Genomic DNA, 17176 nt, shown 5'->3' with positions numbered 1-17176 from the left:
ATTTTATCTATTAATTCCTCTTAATCTCTCAGATCTTCGTCTTAAAAGTTCAGCACTCACAAGAATTAAAGTTGATAAAACAATTAAACAAGTTGCAACCGCCAATATGGTTGGGCTTAATTGTTCTCTTAGTCCAGTCCACATCTGTATTGGAATTGTGGTATTTTCTAAACCCGCAAGGAACAATACAACCACCACTTCATCAAAAGATGTAACAAATGCAAATAATCCACCTGAAATTACACCTGGTAAAATTAATGGAAGTGTAATTTTCATAAAAGTATTTACAGGATTGCTTCCAAGACTTGAAGCAGCTCTTGTAACACTGTGATCAAAACCTGTAAGAGTTGCAGTAACTGTTATTACTACAAATGGTGTTCCCAAAATAATATGTGCTAGCACTATTCCTGTGTGCGTTGCAGCTAATCCAGCTTTTGCCATAAAGAAAAATATTGCAACACCAGAAATAATCAATGGAACGATCATTGGTGAAATTAAAGTTGCCATGATAATTCCTTTATAAGGCATGTATCTACTGCTTAAACCTAATGCAGCGAGAGTTCCTAATATGATTGATCCTATCGTTGCAAAAATTGCAATGATGAAACTATTTTTTGCAGCTAGACCCCATGGGTTTTTAGTTCCATAGATCATGTCTTTATACCATCTTAATGAAAAAGCATCTGGGTCTAAATTTTTCATCCCTTCAGAGAAAACTAAAAATTCTTCTGCATTAAAAGATAATGGAAAAATTACAAATAATGGTGCTATTAAAAATATAAAAACACACGCACAAATAAACAAATAAGAATAATGCCAAACTCTATAACGTGTTTCTGTGTATTTTGGTAAAGCCATAATTATCCTAATTTAATATTATCAACTCCAACTAATTTATTATATATCCAGTAAACAACTAAAACTCCTGTTAGCAACATTAGTCCCATTGCAGATGCAAAACTCCAATCTAATGTTGTCTTCATGTGATAAGCAATTTGGTTACTAATCAATGTTCCAGAGGCTCCTCCAACTAATGCGGGAGTTATGTAATACCCAATTGCAAGAATAAATACTAATAAGCAACCTGCTCCAATTCCTGGAATAGTTAATGGAAAGTATATTTTCCAAAAAGCAACGAACGGAGTTCCACCTAAAGATTTACCAGCTCTCATTAAGCTTGGTGAAATTGTTTTCATAACGCTATAAAGAGGAAGCACCATAAATGGCAATAAAATCTGGGTCATTGCAACGTAGGTGCCTACTTTATTATACATCATCTCCGGCCTGTTATCGTCTGCAACAAGTCCTATCATTACAAAGAAATCATTAACTATCCCCTGCTGTTGCAATAAAATCATCCAACTTGCAGTTCTTACTAGTAATGAAGTCCAGAACGGCAACAACACACAAATCATTAAAAGGTTGCTGTACTTCATGGGCAATGTTGCAAGCAAATGTGCAATTGGATAGCCCATTAAAAAACTGAATAAAGTAACAAAGAAAGCAATTTCTAAAGTCCTTAACCATAAAATTCTATGTATTCTTCTGTCCTCCTCAACCTGCATGATATTTCCATCAGGACCATAATACATATCCATTCCTTTCAGATATTTTGCAGTTGTGTAAGGTGGTGCTGTTCTTTTTATCGCCTGCCAATATTCAACATCTCTCCATCTTTTGTGAACTTTCATTATTTGTTCTTTAATACTTTGCCCCTCATCAATTTTGTTTCTTTGAACTTGTCTAAATAGTTTTTTAATAATCGAATTAAATCCATTTTTTTCTTTATTTAATCTTTGGGCTAACTTTCCGTGTTCTTTATTCTGAACTAAGATTTTAAAGTCTGAATAAAATCCTGCGAAAACCTCCTCTGGGGGCATTTCTTTACCATCCCATTTTTCCATAGCAGTAAATGTTTTAGGTAACATGTTTGTTACCATCTTATCGTCTATGCTTCTCATAAACATATCGCCAATGGGAAGGATGTAAGTAATAATTAAAAATAGTAATAATGGTACGACTAGTAAAAAAGCTTTTATTTTATTTTTTCTTTCAGCTTTTTTCAAACTTACTGAAAGAGGAATACCATCAGTCGTTAAAATCTGTTGTGTTTCGCTGCTCATAAAAAAAGGGCGGCTATTAAACCGCCCTTAAATATATATCTTATTTTTCTTTAAATTAAATTTTTAATTTAAAGTTGCTTTCATTGCTTCCCATTTTTCACCAATCTCAGTGCCATTATCAGCCCAATAGAATGGATCAACTAGGAAGTAGTTTTTAGTATTAGCAGGAGCTGTAGGCATTTGAGGCATCATTTCTGTTTTACCATCTTTGTACCAAGGCTCACCTGCTTTGATGATATCTAGAGAAGATTTTCTCCAAGGAGCATATGCAATGTATTTAGCACTTCCAGCTAACATTTCAGTGTTAGTCATCATTGCTAAAGCTTTTTTAGCATTTGCTTCATCTGGACCACCTTTAACAAGTGCGAAATACTCATAGTCAAGACCTTGACCATCCCATACTTGTGCTATTGGCGCGTTCTCTCCAACTTCAGCGTTAAAGAATCTTCCATTCCAGCCAGTTGCCATAACAACTTCTCCAGCAACTAATAGTTCTGGTGGTTGAGCACCAGCAGACCAGAATACACATCCTCCATTTGGATCTGTGCAAAGTTTTTTGATCTTGTTCATTGCTCTATCTACTCCACCTTCTTCTTCAAGTCTCTTGTAGATTAATGCTCCACCTTTACCCATTTTTACACCATCTGCAGCTAAAGCGATCTCTAAGTTTGTTAAAGCGCTTTTGTAGATAGCTCTTTTGCCTGGGAATTTTTTAGTATTAAAAAAGTCCTTAATTTTTTTAGGAGCTTTTTTTCCACCCCAAGCTCTTGTGTCGTAAGCATAGTTCCAAGAATATAAAATATTTCCTACAGCACATTTACTAGGCATGTCTGTGAAAAAATCTTCACTTGCAGGTGTTCCATCTGGAGCAGCTGGGAAGTCTTTGTCAAAATCAAATTCAACAAATAAACCTTCGTCACATCCGTTAATAGTATCGAATGCAAATAAGTCTATAATATCCCAAGTAATTGCTCCTGCTTCTTTTTGAGCTTTAATTTCAGATAATCCACCTGAGTAGTCTACCCAGTTGATCTCGATACCCAATTTTTTAGCAGTAGGATCACCGTACCCTAACTTTTGAGACTCAGTATAAGCTCCACCCCAAGACGCAACTGTTACTGCGTAAGATGATGTAGTTACTGAAAGAACAAAAGAAAGCGCAAGTAATAATTTACTAAGTTTTTTCATTTTTCCTCCGTTTAAACGTTAATATAAATTAATTTATATAACCAAAAGTACAACAAATAGGGCTGATGAAGTCAACAGCTCATTTTTACGATATATAAAGTGAAAGTTATTTTGGATCTAATGCTCTGGCATCCTGGCTATTCCAGCCAATATTAATTTTATTGCCAAGTTTAATATCTAAATTTTTTGAACTGTTTGGAACTTTTAAAATAAATTCAGAATTGCCCAATAAATTTAATCTAACTCGTGTATGGTCGCCATGATAAATTACTTCTTCAATTGTTCCAGCATGATTGTTATCCATTTTGTTTTCAGGATTTATTAAAGCTCTCTCTGGTCTTATTGAAACTGTTGTTCTATCCCCTTTTGATTTTACTGAAATTGGATTTGCAAGTATTTCTCCATGACTTAATTTTACTTTACACGATCCATTTGATAGATCGACAACTTCTCCACCAAATGTATTGTTTTCTCCTATAAATTCTGCAACAAAAGAATTTACTGGTTCTTCATATAATTTATCTGGTGATGATAATTGCTGAACTTTTCCATCATTAAAAACTGCAATTCGATTTGACATTGTTAAAGCTTCACTTTGATCATGTGTAACATATACAACTGTTACACCTATGCTTTCATGAATATGCTTAATTTCATATTGCATACTTTCTCTTAAATTTTTGTCTAACGCACCTAATGGTTCATCCATCAAAACAACAGCTGGATCAAAAACTAATGCTCTTGCAACAGCAACTCTTTGTTGCTGACCTCCTGAGAGCTGTGCAGGCATTCTATTTTCAAATCCAGATAGCGAAACCATTGATAAAGCTTTATCAACTTTTTTATCTATATCGTCTTTAGAAATTTTTCTAACCTTTAGTGGGAATGCTAAATTTTCATAAACTGTCATATGCGGAAATAATGCATAATTTTGAAATACCATTCCTATACCTCTTTTATGTGGAGGAATATTGGAAATTGGATTAGCGTCTAAATAAATTTCACCGTTAGTTGGAGTTTCAAATCCTGCTAACATCATAAGACATGTTGTTTTACCTGAACCAGAAGGTCCAAGCATCGTAATAAATTCTCCTTCAGCAATATCTAAATTAAGATCTTTAACGACTAAAACTTTACCATCGTAACTTTTATCTACTTTGTCGAACTTAACGAATTCTTGGTTTTTAGACATGAACAGGATTTAAAACACTTGTAGGTATGATTTTCAATAGCTAATTAACTCTTTATATGTAGTTCTTTTGGAAAATTGCAGAATAATTCAGAACCATTCTCCGTAACTCTTATTGACTCTGATGCTTCAACCCCCCAATCACCAAACTGCATCACAGCAATCATATGAAAACAAACATTTGGTTCAAGAACTGTCATATCACCTTTGTATATATTTAATGTATGCTCTCCCCAATCAGGTGGATAACCAATTCCAATTGAGTAACCAGTTCTAGATTTTTTTTCTATTCCATATTTGTCTAATACTTTCCAAAATTCTTGTGCAACATCATCTGCAGTGTTACCTGCTTTAATAACGCTTATGCCTGCATTCAACGCCTCTATTGTTTTATTCATTGTATCAATTTTTAATTGATTGGGTTTTCCAAGTAATACGGTTCTGGCCATTGGAGCATGGTATCTTTTATAAACTCCAGATAATTCAACAATTGTTGCCTCCCCTTCTACAAATTTATCTTGAGTTGCAGTCAAATGTGAAGCTGAAGTTCCTTTTCCGGTTGGAAGTAAAGTTGCAATACTTGAATATTCACCACCAAACTCCTCTGTTCCATAAAATAAAGTTTTTTGTATTTCACCAACAGCATCACATTGCCTTACTCCTGGTTTTATAATTTCCATTGCTGTTTTCATGCCTAGTTCAGATATTTTAGCAGCTGATTTCATAAAATTAATTTCGGTATCAGATTTTACGAACCTTGCCCAATTTACCAATCTATCACTGTCTTTAATTTTAGCGTTGGGTAATCCTTGTTTTAATTTTTCATAACAGAACGCTGTGAAATAGTGGGCATCCATTTCAACTCCAATTGTAAGTTTATCCCAATTTTTCTCTTTAATTATTTCTACTAAATAATCGTAAGGATGTTTTGGCCATTTATGAATATAATTTTCATCATAAACTAATACACTTTCATTTTTTAAATATGTTTTTATGTAAGCTCCTCCAGCATCTTGGGCTCTAACAAAACACAGAGGTTCTTCTGCATCTATGTGTACGATTGCACATTGGGCATAGTAAAAAGACCAAGCATCATAACCTGTTAAATAATTCATATTATTGGTATCATGGGAAATTAAAAGATCGATACCTTTTTCTTGCATCATCTTTTTAACTTTATATAATCTTTGTTTGTATTCTTCTTTGGAAAAGAGCATCTAATTAGTTTGGAATAATTTTCCAAACCCCTCTACTGAATTATTTTTTTTGATTTGAACTAAGGTGTCCCAAATCAAAGCCTGGTTGCTTGATAACACAGTAGTTTGTAAATTTTTTTCTAATTTATCTATTATTGGTAAAACAGGTAAGGCAGTGCAGGACACAAATAATGCATCTGCTCCATTAAGATCTAATTTAGATAAAACATCATAGAGATAATTTTGATCAACTTTGCCTATGTCGTAATCTGCTTCAATATCAAAATAAGAGTTTGAGGTAATTTCAAATCCTTCAGATTTAAAATATTCCACAACTTCATTGTTAAGTTTTTTGCTATAAGGTGTAAAAATACAAAGTTTTTTAATATTTAATTTTTTTAATGCTTTAATAGCTGCAGTACTAGGTGTTGTAACCTCAGCCATTGGTTTTGCAGCCTTTACCTTTTGCTTTATGGAATTATATCCTGCTGCAATAGTACCAGAAGTGCACCCATAAACTACACAATCGATATCTTGTTCGGGTAAAATATCCTTTGTAACCTCGGTTACTTTATTAGACATTTTAATTAAATTTTCTTTTGTAAGTGGATTGTAACATTCAATACGATTAACAAAGAAATCAATTTCTCGATCTTTAATTACATTTATGAAATCCCTCTCAATCATAAAATCACTTGCGAGTGCAATTAGACCAACTCTTGGGTTTGATTTGGTAATGTACTTTGGTTCTATTTTTGTTGAATTCATATTTTAAAAGGTGAATATACCATAAGTTCTTTAATTATCATTAATATTTAAAAACTATATGAATTTAAAAGATACTCTAGTTGCATCTCTGGTACCAATTTTTTTAGGCTTTGGTTTTGTAATTGCTAAACCAGCATTTGAATCTTTTCCCCCAGTATTATTAATGGGAATAAGATTTATATTTGCAGCTTCCATTTTAATTTGGTGGTTTCCAATACCAAAAGGATATTTAAAAAAAATATTTATAGCTTCTTTTATCGCTAATACTTTGCAATACAGTATCACTTATACTGGTCTTAATTATATTGATGCATCTGCTGCTGTGCTGTTGGTTCAAACAGAAGTCCCATTTGGTGTTATTTTTGCTTATTTTATGCTCAAAGAAAAACCAACTGTTAGAGCAATAGTTGGAATTGGAATTGCGTTTATTGGGGTTTACATTTTAACAGGATCTCCAAATCTAGATGGAAAATATTTTGGTATAGGATTAACAATTTTAGGTTCAGCAATATGGGCACTGGGTCAAGTTATTGTCAAACCGTTAAGTAAAGAAATTAATCCATTAGCACTAGTAGCCTGGCTTGCATTATTTTCGGGCCCGACTTTAATTTTTTTATCAACAATAATTGAGGGGAATACTATCGATCATTTAACAACAGCTAAATTTAATCATTGGATGATTGCATTTTATATTGGTTTTATCATGCAGCCAGTAACTTATGGTTGTTTCTATTATGTATTAAAAAATAATCCGTTGTACAAAGTTCTTCCAATTGTAACTATGGGTATTCCACCAACTGGTTTGCTTGCAGCAATTTTTCTGCTTGGTGAAAAGCCAACAACAGAACTATTTATAGGCGGAACTGTTATAATTTTAGGAGTAATAATGATTTTATATAAAAAGAAAGGTGAGGTTTAATTATGAAGGTAGGTTTTATTGGTTTAGGAAATGTTGGGGGGAAACTTGCTGGAAGTTTGTTAAGAAATAAATTCGATTTAACAGTTAGAGATTTAGACGAAAATTTAACAAAACCTTTTGTTGAGCAAGGAGCTAAGTTTGCAAATACCGCTAAAGAACTAGCAGAAAAAGTTGATTTAATTATAACTTGTTTGCCATCACCAGAAATATGCTCAGAAGTTATGGAAGGAAGTGATGGGATTTTAAATGGATTATCTGAAAACAAAATTTGGCTAGAAATGAGCACCACTGATGAGGCTGAAGTTAAAAGAATAGGACAAAAAGTAATTGAAAATAAGGCTATTCCTTTAGATGGTCCTGTAAGTGGTGGATGTCATAGAGCAGCAACTGGAAATATTGCAATATTTGTTGGGGGAGAAAGAGAAGCTTTTAATAAAATATTACCTGCCTTAACTGTAATGGGTAGAAAAATTTTACATACCGGTGAACTAGGCAGTGCATCTGTTTTAAAAGTAATTACCAATTATTTGGCATCTGTCCATTTAGTTGCGTTAGGTGAGGCATGGACTGTTGCTAAAAAATCAAATTTAGATTTAACAAAAGCATATAAAGGTATAGCAGTTTCATCTGGCAATTCTTTTGTTCATGAAACTGAAAGCCAGGTAATTTTAAATGGCTCCTATAATATAAATTTTACAATGGATCTTGTTTTAAAAGATACGGGTTTATTTGATGAGTTAGCAAAAAAACTAAATGCTTCTTTAGAAATTTCTCCAAAGATAGTTGATATATTTAAAGATGGGCAAAAAAAATATGGCTCTAGAGCTTGGTCATCTATGATTGTGAAAAGAATGGAAGATATAAATCAAATAAACTTTAGAGCTGAGGGATTTCCAGAAGAATTGGTAGATAATGAGCCTGAGAAAAAAGGTCATGAAATATAAATTCTTTATGTCTGATTTATGCATTTAATTCATAGAGGAATAGTCAGTAAAAAATATCACGAAAATCTTCTTAAATCTTTTGAGCAATCTTTTAAAAAGGGTTTTGGAATTGAAACAGACATTCATGCAACAAAAGATAATGAATTTATTTGTTTTCATGATTTTACTTTAACAAGGATATTTAAAAGAAAAGAAAGTGTAAAAAACTTAAGCTATTTGCAGATAAAAAATATCAGCGAAAAACAAAGAAAACCAGTTCCTCTTCTTAAGGAACTCTTAAAAAGCTCCAAAAATAAATACTTTTTATTCATTGAGATAAAACCAACTTTTTCGATTAAGCAAATAAAGAAACTATTAAATGAAACTAAAAAATATAAGAAATGTGTATTTATTTCATTCAAACATAAAAATATTTTTAATATTTTAAAATTAAATAAAAAAACTAAAGTAGGTTTGTCATTTTCTCCACCAAATAGTGCTCGGTCAATAATTCAAAAATCAAAAAACAAGAAAATTGATTGCTTAATTTTAGATAAATTCTATTTGAAAAATAAAAAAATAAATGAAATTAAATTAAATAAATATTTCTATACTGTAAAGAAACGTTCGGAATTTAAAAAGTACTCTAAAGAAAATAATCTTATATTTGAAAATCTTTAATTTTGTTTTAGGTATTTTAATCGTCCAATAATTTCATCTCTATCCATATAATAACCTTGAAGATGTCTATGTCCTGAATTTGGATCAAATTCAGTTCTTCCATGAAGCAATCTTCTATTATTAAATGAAAAAATATCACCTGGTTCTAACCTAAAATTAATTTGGAATTTAGGATCGTGCAATAAATTACCAAATCTGTGATGAGCTTTATAAACAGAATCCATTTGATCTGGATGACAATCCAAAGCGTCTAACGTTGCAATGCTATATCTGATATCATTATAATCTCCATCTTTAGTAAGAGATATTGCAGTTCCATGAACACTTCTAATTGCTTCTTGAGTATAATCTTTATCTCTAAATTTTAGAGGTGTATTAACTAAAATATCAAATATATCTTTTTCGTTATTTCTTAAATAATCTGCAACTGCAAAAGCATCTACAGCAGATGAGTCTCCACCTTTTGCAGAATTAACCAAACAATGTAAAAATTGGTAACCTGGTGGATTTTCAAACCAAGGTAAATCCATATGATTTCTTAGAGCGTGCGCTGTGTAAGCTGAATTATTAGGTTTTGGAATATTGATAACCTCAAATGGAGTTTTAAAAAAAGTTTCTCTAGTATGACTAATTCTATTTAAAACCTTTAAACCTGAATTTTTTTCTACAGGTGCATTTTTAACTATTGCAATTCCAGTATAATGTAAAAGTTCTAACCATTTTATTAATCCAGCTTCTGAATTAATAATTTCATCATGTTCTATTTGAATTGTTTCTAAATTTTTTTCTAATGAGCTATCCCAAAGTTTGTAAGGTGAGATATATTTTTTTTTGTTTTTGATTGTATAACAATTTTCTCTAAGCCATTTTGGATCATAGTAACTAGTATGATCGCCCTCGCTCCATTCAATTTCAAGTTTTCCATCCGAGCTTACATTATATTTTTTTGGATTAATATTTTGTGATACTTCAAGAATGTTGAACATTCTATGTCTTGAATCTTTATCGTGTGCAGTAGGACAGTTATCTCTTAACCATAAATAATTAAATTTACTTTCCTCACCATCACTCCAAACTACTTTCAAATAAGTTGAGTTTTTTTCTAATTTAGAAATTGACTGCATAGACCAATATTTAACTAAACTTATAATGTTTTCAATTCAATTAATAGTTGTAATTTAATTTTTGAATTTTTTTACAAAATTTTGGAAAAAGATTAATTAATAATGCTGAATAAAAGTCTATCTTAAATACGAAGAAACTTTACAAAGGAGATCTCCAACTGTTAGAAATGTCGAAAAATAATGTCAAAAATAGAAATTAATAACGTTTATAAAATATTTGGTCCAAAACCTAATCAAGTCTTGGAAATGGTTAAAGCTGGCTCAGGTAAAGATGAAATTCTAGAAAAAACAGGACATACAGTTGGCTTAGATAATGTTTCATTAAAAATTGAGGAAGGTGAAACCTTTGTTTGTATGGGATTATCGGGTTCAGGAAAATCAACTCTTATAAGACATTTAAATAGACTAATCGATCCTACCGATGGTGAAATATTAGTTGAGGGCACAAATGTTATGAGCCTTAATAAAGAAAAATTAATTGAATTTAGAAGACACAAAATGAGCATGGTGTTTCAAAGATTTGGTTTGTTCCCACATAAAACTGTTTTGCAAAACGTTGGCTATGGACTTGAAATGCAAGGCATTGATCCTGAAAAAAGAAATTCTGTTGCAATGGAAAAAATAGAAGCTGTAGGCTTAAGTGGATTTGAAAACCAATATCCAAATCAATTATCAGGTGGTATGCAACAACGAGTTGGTTTAGCGCGAGCTTTAGCAACTGATACAGACATCATGCTAATGGATGAAGCATTTTCTGCATTAGATCCATTAATTCGAAGTGATATGCAAAAACAATTATTAGATCTTCAAGCTCAATTGAAAAAAACAATAGTTTTTATTACTCACGATTTAGATGAATCATTGAGATTAGGAGATCATATTGGTATTTTAAATGCTGGAAAACTTGTTCAAGTAGGAACTCCTGTTGAAATTGTAATGAACCCAGCTGATGATTATGTTGAAGCATTTGTTAAAGATGTAAATAGAGCAAAAGTTCTTAAAGCAAAAATAATTATGAAAAATGCTAATGAAGTTAATGGAATTGATAAAAATAATCTTATTAAGGTCGGTGAAGATCAATTTATTGAGGAGTTTTTACCTCAAGTAGTTTGTACCAATGCAAATTGTGAAGTAGTAGATAAACAAGGAAATATTAAAGGATATATAACAAATAAAGAATTGCAAAAATCTTTAACTAGATCATAATATCCTTATATGTCTAAAAATTTAAAAGACATTATTGATTTAAATAAGTACCCTATCCACGATTTAAATTCTCCAAAAATTAAAAGTATTATAGAAAAATGTAAAAGTGATTTAGAGCAAGATAGTTGCTCTACTCTACCTGACTTTATTTTACCTGACTCATTAAAAATAATGAATAATGAATTAGAGCAACAGTTAAATGAAGTTTATATGTCTAAAGAAAGTATCAATGCTTATCTTTATGCAAAAGATGATCTGTCTTTACCAAAAGATCATCCAAAAAGAACTTTTATGAATAGATATAACGGATATTTAAACTCTGACTGTTTTTCAGAAAATTCTGAGATGAAATTTTTATATGAAACCGAAGAATTATTAAATTTTGTATCCGCTTGTTTAGGCGTTTCACCTATTTATAGATGGGCAGATCCTTTAGCATGTCATGCTTACAATGTGATGAAACCCGAAGGTATTTTGCCTTGGCACTTTGATAGTTGTGAATTTACTTTAAGTTTAATGATACAAAAAGCTGAGAAAGGTGGCATATTTGAATACTGTCCAAATATAAGAGAACCTGGAAATGAAAATTTTGAAGAAGTTAAAAAAGTATTAAATGGAGATCGCACAAGAGTGAAACAGCTTAAGCTTGAGCCTGGTGATTTACAAATTTTTAAAGGCAGATTTACATTGCATAGAGTGACCAAAATTGAGGGAAATTCATCGAGATATATGTGTATTCCTGCTTATGTTTTGGACCCCCACAGAGTAAATACACCTGAACATTCAAAAGCAATTTATGGAAAAGCACTTCCAATACATTATGAGAGAAACACAGCAAGATCAGATGGTCTTGCAGATTAATGTCTCAAATAAATAGCCTATCAGATATTACTAATAATGGTTTATGCATTGGCTGTGGAATATGTCAAAGCCTTGTTGGAACAGATAAAATTTCTATCTCAATGTCTGAAAAAGGAAGACTAGAGCCAAAGACAATCAAACCCTTATCTAATTTAGAATTTGAAAAAATAAAAAAAACATGTCCAGGAGTTATTGTTGAAGGGTTGCCACAAACAGAAGTAAATAATAATTCAAAGCATGATTTAATCTGGGGGTATTACAATTCTTTATTTTATGCTTGGTCTACTGATAAAGATATCCGGTTTCAAAGCTCCACTGGAGGTTTATTGAATGGTTTATCTTTATATTTATTAGAGACAAATAAGGTTGATTTTGTACTTCACACCGCTGGGGATCCTGATAATCCAATGAGAAGTCTTCCTAAGTTTAGTTATACCAAAAAAGATTTATTAAATTGTGAAAGTCGATCGAGATATGGGCCTGCTTCACCTTTAAGTAAATTTAATGAAGCTTTAGATACAAATAAGAAATTTGTATTTGTTGGAAAGCCATGTGATATCTCTGCTATAAGACAACTCTCTAAAATAGATGAAAGAGTAAATAAACAATGTTTGTATTTGTTAACACTCGTGTGTGGTGGATCAACCGAATTTACTAAATCTCAAGATTTTATAAACAGCTTTAAAGTTAAAGAAGAGGAATTAGATATATTTAGATATAGAGGATATGGAAATCCTGGACTTATGTATATTAAAACAAAAGATGGTAGAGAGCATGATAAAGAATATAATTCCTTTTGGGGAGATGAAAGCAATTGGAGAGTTCATTTTAGATGTAAAATCTGTCCAGATGCAATAGGAGAATGTTCTGATTTAGCAGCTCTTGATACATGGCCAGGTGGATCGCCAGCTGGAGAAGATGAGGGCTTTAATGCTGTAATTGCTAGAACAAAAAAAGGGATAAATTTATTAAATGATGCAATTAAAGCTGGCTATATTGAAAAAGGTGATGATTTAAATATTGATGATATTAATGATTTTCAGCCTCACCAACTAAATAAAAAAAAAGCTGTTTATGCAAGACATCTTGGATTGAAAAAAAATAACTTTCCAACTCCTCAAACTCAAAGATTAAGAATAAAAGAAATATATGATAATAATGATAAAAAATTTAATAGTGTAGAGGAAGAAGGTATAACTAGCAGAGTTGAAAAAATTTAAATGTCATCGTTAAAAAATAAAAAAGTAATTATTTCAGCAGGTGCCTCAGGTATAGGTTGGGCAACAGCAAAAGTATGCTTAGAAAAAGGTGCTATAGTTTTTATTTGTGACATTGATAAAAAATATTTATCAAAAGCAAAAAAACATAAACAAAATAATAAAAAACTTTTTGTGTATGAGTGTGATGCCTCAAATGAAAAAGAAGTAAAAGATTTATTTTTAAAAATAAATAAAAAAACAAAAAAGATTGATTGTTTAATTAATAATGTAGGCATTGCTGGACCTACAGGTACAATTGAAAAACTATCATCAAATGATTGGGAAAGAACTTTAAAAGTAAATGTGATAAGTCATTTTTATTTCACTAAGCTTTCAATCCCAATGCTTAAGAAAAATAAAGGTGGATCTATAATAAATTTATCATCTGGGGCTGGAATTATGGGATTTCCGCTTAGATCACCTTATGCAGCAAGTAAGTGGGCTATTGTAGGTGTGACTAAAACATTAGCTATGGAGCTTGGTAAGTTTAAAATAAGGGTAAATGCTATCTGCCCTGGAACAATTAAGGGCGATCGAATGGTCAGAGTTATAAGAGATAAGTCAAAATTTTTAAAAATTTCAAAAAAGAAAATCGAAAAGGAATTCATCTCTATGGCATCCATGAATTGTTGGATTTACGAGGAAGATATCGGAAAAACTTGTAGTTTTTTAATGTCTGATGATGCTGCAAGGGTATCTGGTCAAATTATTGCAGTAGACGGAAACGCAATAAGACTAGATTAAGTTTTTAATTCTCTTTCACTTATCTCCATAAATGGAAAATGTGAATCTTCATAAAAAATATTATATGCAGACTTTAATATACTAACATCGTCTAAAATACCTGCGTATAAATAAAATTTATCCCATTTAGATACGTAAGTTAAAATAGGTGCTGCACATTTTTTACAAAAAAACTTTTTAATTTTATTACCACTTCCACCACTGTGTTCATAAGTTCCAAGTTTACTTTTATCAATATCAACAGCATTTTCTCTCAACTGAATAATTGAGATAATTCCTCCAATTTTTTTTCTACAGTCTATACAATGACAATTAAAAACTCTTGGTTTTTCATCTAATAAAACATTGAATTTGTGTTCACCACAAAAACATCCAGCAGTTTTATCGATCATTTTTTTTTCCATTTATCTTAATTTTTTTTCGTATTTTTTTCTCATCATTTGAAGTTCAACTAAATATTCGTCTCTAATATTTGAAATCATTGAAACAGATTTTCCCTTTGATTGATTTTTTGTTCCACTAATTATTCTTGAAGATAAATTTTTAGTAAGTTTAGGAGCTTTTAGTTTAGTCCATGGAAGTTTAAGAGCTGGACCAAATTGTTCGAGCATATGTTTCATGCCAGCCTTTCCTCCTGCTAAGTGAAAAGTTAAAAAGGTACCCATTAATGACCATCTTAATCCTGGTCCATCTTCAATAGCTCTATCTAGGTCTTCAGTTGTAGCATATCCTTCATTAATTATATGAAGTCCTTCTCTCCACAAAGCTTCCTGTAATCTATCAGATAAATAGCCTGGCAATTCTTTTTTTACCATTATCGGGTTCATTGAGATTGATTTATAAAAATTTTTAGCTTGATTGAGATATCTAGTACTTGTTTTTTTTCCAGGTACAATTTCAACTGCAGGCAAAAGATAAACGGGATTAAAAGGATGTCCTATAAGTGATCTTTGAGGATTTTTACATTTTGAATAAATTCTAGTAGGCAAAAGCCCGGATGAACTTGAAGATATAATTGCGTTTGTTTTTGCATAATTTCCAATTCTACTCATTAATTTTGTTTTAAGGGCATAATTTTCAGTTGCACATTCTTGAATAAAATCAGCATCCTTTATTGTTTTCTCTAAGGAAGTAAAATAATAAAAATTTTTTAAATTGAGTTTATTTTTTTTGAATAGTTTTTTAACAAATGGCCAAGTTCTTTTAATTTCTTTAATTAAACTATTTTTAAGTTTTGGATCTTTATCAAATGCATAAACAATTTTATTATGAGCAAGGCATCTAATGATCCAGCCCGCTCCAATTACTCCAGTTCCTATAACTGCAACCTTTTTAATTGAAGGCATTACTTGTGTTTAACAAGTTTTAACTTTTCTCTTGTTTCAGCTGGTGTCATTATTGAAGCGCCTAAATCTTCAACGATACGAACTGCTTTTTCAACCAACTGAGCATTTGTTGCTAATTTTCCTTTTGATAAATATAAATTATCTTCCAATCCAACTCTTGGATTTCCGCCCATAACAACTGTTTGAGCTACATAAGGCATTTCATTTCTAGAGATTGCAAAACCAGACCAAACTGCCTCTTTAGGCATTGTGTCTTTCATTGCTTGCATTGCTAAAGGTGTAGCAGGTGCTCCCCAAGGAATTCCTAAACACATTTGAAACATTGGAGGATCACTTAATAATCCCTCTTTATATAATTGAGATCCAAACCACATATTTCCCAAATCAAATGCTTCTATTTCTGGTTTTACTTTTATTTCTTGTAATTTTTTCGCAGCTTTTCTTAAATCATTTGGAGTGTTTACTGTTATTACAGATCCATCACCAAAATTTAATGTTCCAGCATCAAGTGTGCAAATTTCTGGTAAAAACTGTTCTGCATTTGCAATTCGTTCCATAACGTTTGCCATATCTGTCATGGGTCCAAAGTCTAAAGGATTTTCACCTTGTCCAATATCTAAATCACCACCCATTCCCGTTGTTAAATTTAAAATGACATCTGTTTCACTTGATCTAATTCTATCAACAACCTCTTTATATAATTCTAATCTTCGACTTGGGGTACCGTCCTCTTCCCTTACATGAATATGTGCTATTGCAGCTCCAGCTTTTGCAGCTTCAATTGCTGATTTTGCAATTTGTTCTGGAGTTTTAGGCAAATCTGGATGTTTGCTAGCTGTATCACCAGAACCAGTCACAGCACAGGATACAAAAACTTTATTGTTCATAATTTATAATTCACTTATAGTTTAAAAAAGCAAAAATGGAAATAACTGAGTTACAAAAAGATTTAGCTGCAACATTTAGGTGGACAGCAAGACTAAATATGCATGAAGCGGTTGCAAATCACTTTAGTGCTTGTGTTCCTGGATCCACAGATTTCTACGTAAATAAAGCTGGTATTCATTTCAGTCAAATTAAAGCTAGTGATTTAATTTTAATAACAAAAGAAAATATTGAAGAACTTAGAAATAAACCTGAAGTAGTAGATTCAACAGCATTAAATATACATGGAACTATTCATGAAAAAGCTCCACATGCTAAATGCATTTTTCATCTTCACTCAAAATATGCAACTGTTCTTTCGACATTAAAAGATCCAACGCTTAAACCAATAGATCAAAATACTATGTTTTTTTATAATAGAGTTGCTGTTTATGATGATTTTGGAGGGTTGGGATTTGAGGAAGAGTCTATCAAAATGGCAAGTGCTCTTGGAAATAAACAGCATATGATTTTAGCAAATCATGGTATCATAACAACTGGAGAGACAGTTGCTGAAGGTTTTAATTCTTTGTACTATTTTGAAAAAGCTGCAGAAACTTACATTACAGCTCTATCAACAAACAAAAATTTAAATATTGTCAGTCATGAGGTTGCAGAAAAAACTTGTGAGGAAGCTGCAAATTATCCTGTTGATACGGCAAAACAATTCTTATCGCAAATTAGACTAATCTTAGATAAAGAAGAACCTGAATATGTAAATTAAT

At 31.4% G+C, this 17176-nt stretch carries 18 protein-coding genes; 8 read left to right on the top strand and 10 right to left on the bottom strand.

Annotated elements, in window-relative coordinates; all coding sequences use genetic code 11:
* Positions 1–3 precede the first annotated feature (3 nt).
* The 6 genes from B8063_RS05125 to B8063_RS05100 all read right to left on the bottom strand — a co-directional run bounded on the left by B8063_RS05125 (position 4) and on the right by B8063_RS05100 (position 6464).
* Entirely contained in the window at positions 4–858 is an 855-nt protein-coding gene (locus B8063_RS05125) for an ABC transporter permease (protein ID WP_075521585.1), read from the bottom strand.
* 2 nt (positions 859–860) lie between these two features.
* Entirely contained in the window at positions 861–2123 is a 1263-nt protein-coding gene (locus tag B8063_RS05120; protein WP_075521586.1) for an ABC transporter permease, read from the bottom strand.
* A gap of 63 nt (positions 2124–2186) precedes the next feature.
* Complete coding sequence (locus tag B8063_RS05115) at positions 2187–3311, bottom strand: extracellular solute-binding protein (protein WP_085070143.1); 1125 nt, start codon at positions 3309–3311, stop codon at positions 2187–2189.
* 106 nt (positions 3312–3417) lie between these two features.
* On the bottom strand, positions 3418–4503 hold the full coding sequence (locus B8063_RS05110; RefSeq protein ID WP_075521588.1) for an ABC transporter ATP-binding protein: 1086 nt from the start codon (positions 4501–4503) through the stop codon (positions 3418–3420).
* A 44-nt stretch (positions 4504–4547) separates the two neighbouring features.
* Positions 4548–5717 (bottom strand): M24 family metallopeptidase, encoded by a 1170-nt coding sequence (locus tag B8063_RS05105; RefSeq protein WP_085070142.1) that lies wholly within the window; start codon positions 5715–5717, stop codon positions 4548–4550.
* The gene (locus B8063_RS05100) at positions 5718–6464 is read right to left on the bottom strand and encodes a maleate cis-trans isomerase family protein (RefSeq protein ID WP_085070140.1); all 747 of its coding nucleotides are present in this window, start codon (positions 6462–6464) and stop codon (positions 5718–5720) included.
* A gap of 58 nt (positions 6465–6522) precedes the next feature.
* On the opposite strand from B8063_RS05100, the gene B8063_RS05095 reads away from it, so the two are divergent.
* From B8063_RS05095 to B8063_RS05085, 3 genes are read left to right on the top strand one after another with little or no spacing between them, the layout of a single operon-like run.
* Positions 6523–7383 carry a DMT family transporter gene (locus B8063_RS05095; RefSeq protein WP_085070137.1) on the top strand — a complete coding sequence of 287 codons (861 nt, stop codon included), beginning with the start codon at positions 6523–6525 and terminating at the stop codon, positions 7381–7383.
* 2 nt (positions 7384–7385) lie between these two features.
* Positions 7386–8327, top strand: a complete 942-nt coding sequence (locus tag B8063_RS05090) for an NAD(P)-dependent oxidoreductase (protein ID WP_085070135.1) — start codon at positions 7386–7388, stop codon at positions 8325–8327.
* Positions 8328–8345: 18 nt separating this feature from the next.
* A complete protein-coding gene (locus B8063_RS05085; protein WP_085070133.1) occupies positions 8346–8987 on the top strand; it encodes a glycerophosphodiester phosphodiesterase in 642 nt (213 codons plus the stop codon).
* Here the strand turns inward: B8063_RS05085 and B8063_RS05080 are convergent.
* A complete protein-coding gene (locus B8063_RS05080) occupies positions 8984–10111 on the bottom strand; it encodes a TauD/TfdA family dioxygenase (RefSeq protein ID WP_085070131.1) in 1128 nt (375 codons plus the stop codon). The genes B8063_RS05085 and B8063_RS05080 overlap by 4 nt on opposite strands.
* 180 nt (positions 10112–10291) lie before the next feature.
* On the opposite strand from B8063_RS05080, the gene B8063_RS05075 reads away from it, so the two are divergent.
* The 4 genes from B8063_RS05075 to B8063_RS05060 are packed head-to-tail and all read left to right on the top strand — an operon-like array spanning position 10292 to position 14181.
* Positions 10292–11317, top strand: a complete 1026-nt coding sequence (locus B8063_RS05075) for a quaternary amine ABC transporter ATP-binding protein (protein ID WP_085070129.1) — start codon at positions 10292–10294, stop codon at positions 11315–11317.
* A gap of 9 nt (positions 11318–11326) precedes the next feature.
* On the top strand, positions 11327–12178 hold the full coding sequence (locus tag B8063_RS05070; protein WP_085070127.1) for a HalD/BesD family halogenase: 852 nt from the start codon (positions 11327–11329) through the stop codon (positions 12176–12178).
* Positions 12178–13398: a Coenzyme F420 hydrogenase/dehydrogenase, beta subunit C-terminal domain gene (locus B8063_RS05065; RefSeq protein WP_085070124.1), complete on the top strand. Its 1221-nt coding sequence runs from the start codon at positions 12178–12180 to the stop codon at positions 13396–13398. Before B8063_RS05070 ends, B8063_RS05065 begins: the two co-directional genes overlap by 1 nt.
* Positions 13399–14181, top strand: coding sequence for an SDR family oxidoreductase (locus B8063_RS05060; protein ID WP_085070122.1), 783 nt, complete (start codon positions 13399–13401; stop codon positions 14179–14181).
* Here the strand turns inward: B8063_RS05060 and B8063_RS05055 are convergent.
* The 3 genes from B8063_RS05055 to B8063_RS05045 are packed head-to-tail and all read right to left on the bottom strand — an operon-like array spanning position 14178 to position 16414.
* The gene (locus B8063_RS05055; RefSeq protein ID WP_085070120.1) at positions 14178–14585 is read right to left on the bottom strand and encodes a GFA family protein; all 408 of its coding nucleotides are present in this window, start codon (positions 14583–14585) and stop codon (positions 14178–14180) included. The two genes, B8063_RS05060 and B8063_RS05055, sit on opposite strands and share 4 nt — an antisense overlap.
* A complete protein-coding gene (locus B8063_RS05050; RefSeq protein ID WP_085070117.1) occupies positions 14586–15527 on the bottom strand; it encodes a 3-hydroxyacyl-CoA dehydrogenase NAD-binding domain-containing protein in 942 nt (313 codons plus the stop codon).
* Complete coding sequence (locus B8063_RS05045; RefSeq protein WP_085070115.1) at positions 15527–16414, bottom strand: 3-keto-5-aminohexanoate cleavage protein; 888 nt, start codon at positions 16412–16414, stop codon at positions 15527–15529. The genes B8063_RS05050 and B8063_RS05045 overlap by 1 nt, the downstream gene beginning before the upstream one ends.
* A 35-nt stretch (positions 16415–16449) precedes the next feature.
* On the opposite strand from B8063_RS05045, the gene B8063_RS05040 reads away from it, so the two are divergent.
* Positions 16450–17175, top strand: coding sequence for a class II aldolase/adducin family protein (locus tag B8063_RS05040; protein ID WP_085070101.1), 726 nt, complete (start codon positions 16450–16452; stop codon positions 17173–17175).
* Position 17176: the final 1 nt, after the last annotated feature.

Source organism: Candidatus Pelagibacter sp. RS40, from assembly GCF_002101295.1.
In the GTDB taxonomy this organism is placed as follows: Bacteria; Pseudomonadota; Alphaproteobacteria; order Pelagibacterales; family Pelagibacteraceae; genus Pelagibacter.
Note: the sequence above shows the minus strand (reverse complement) of the source record. Positions and strands in the feature narration are given on the sequence as shown.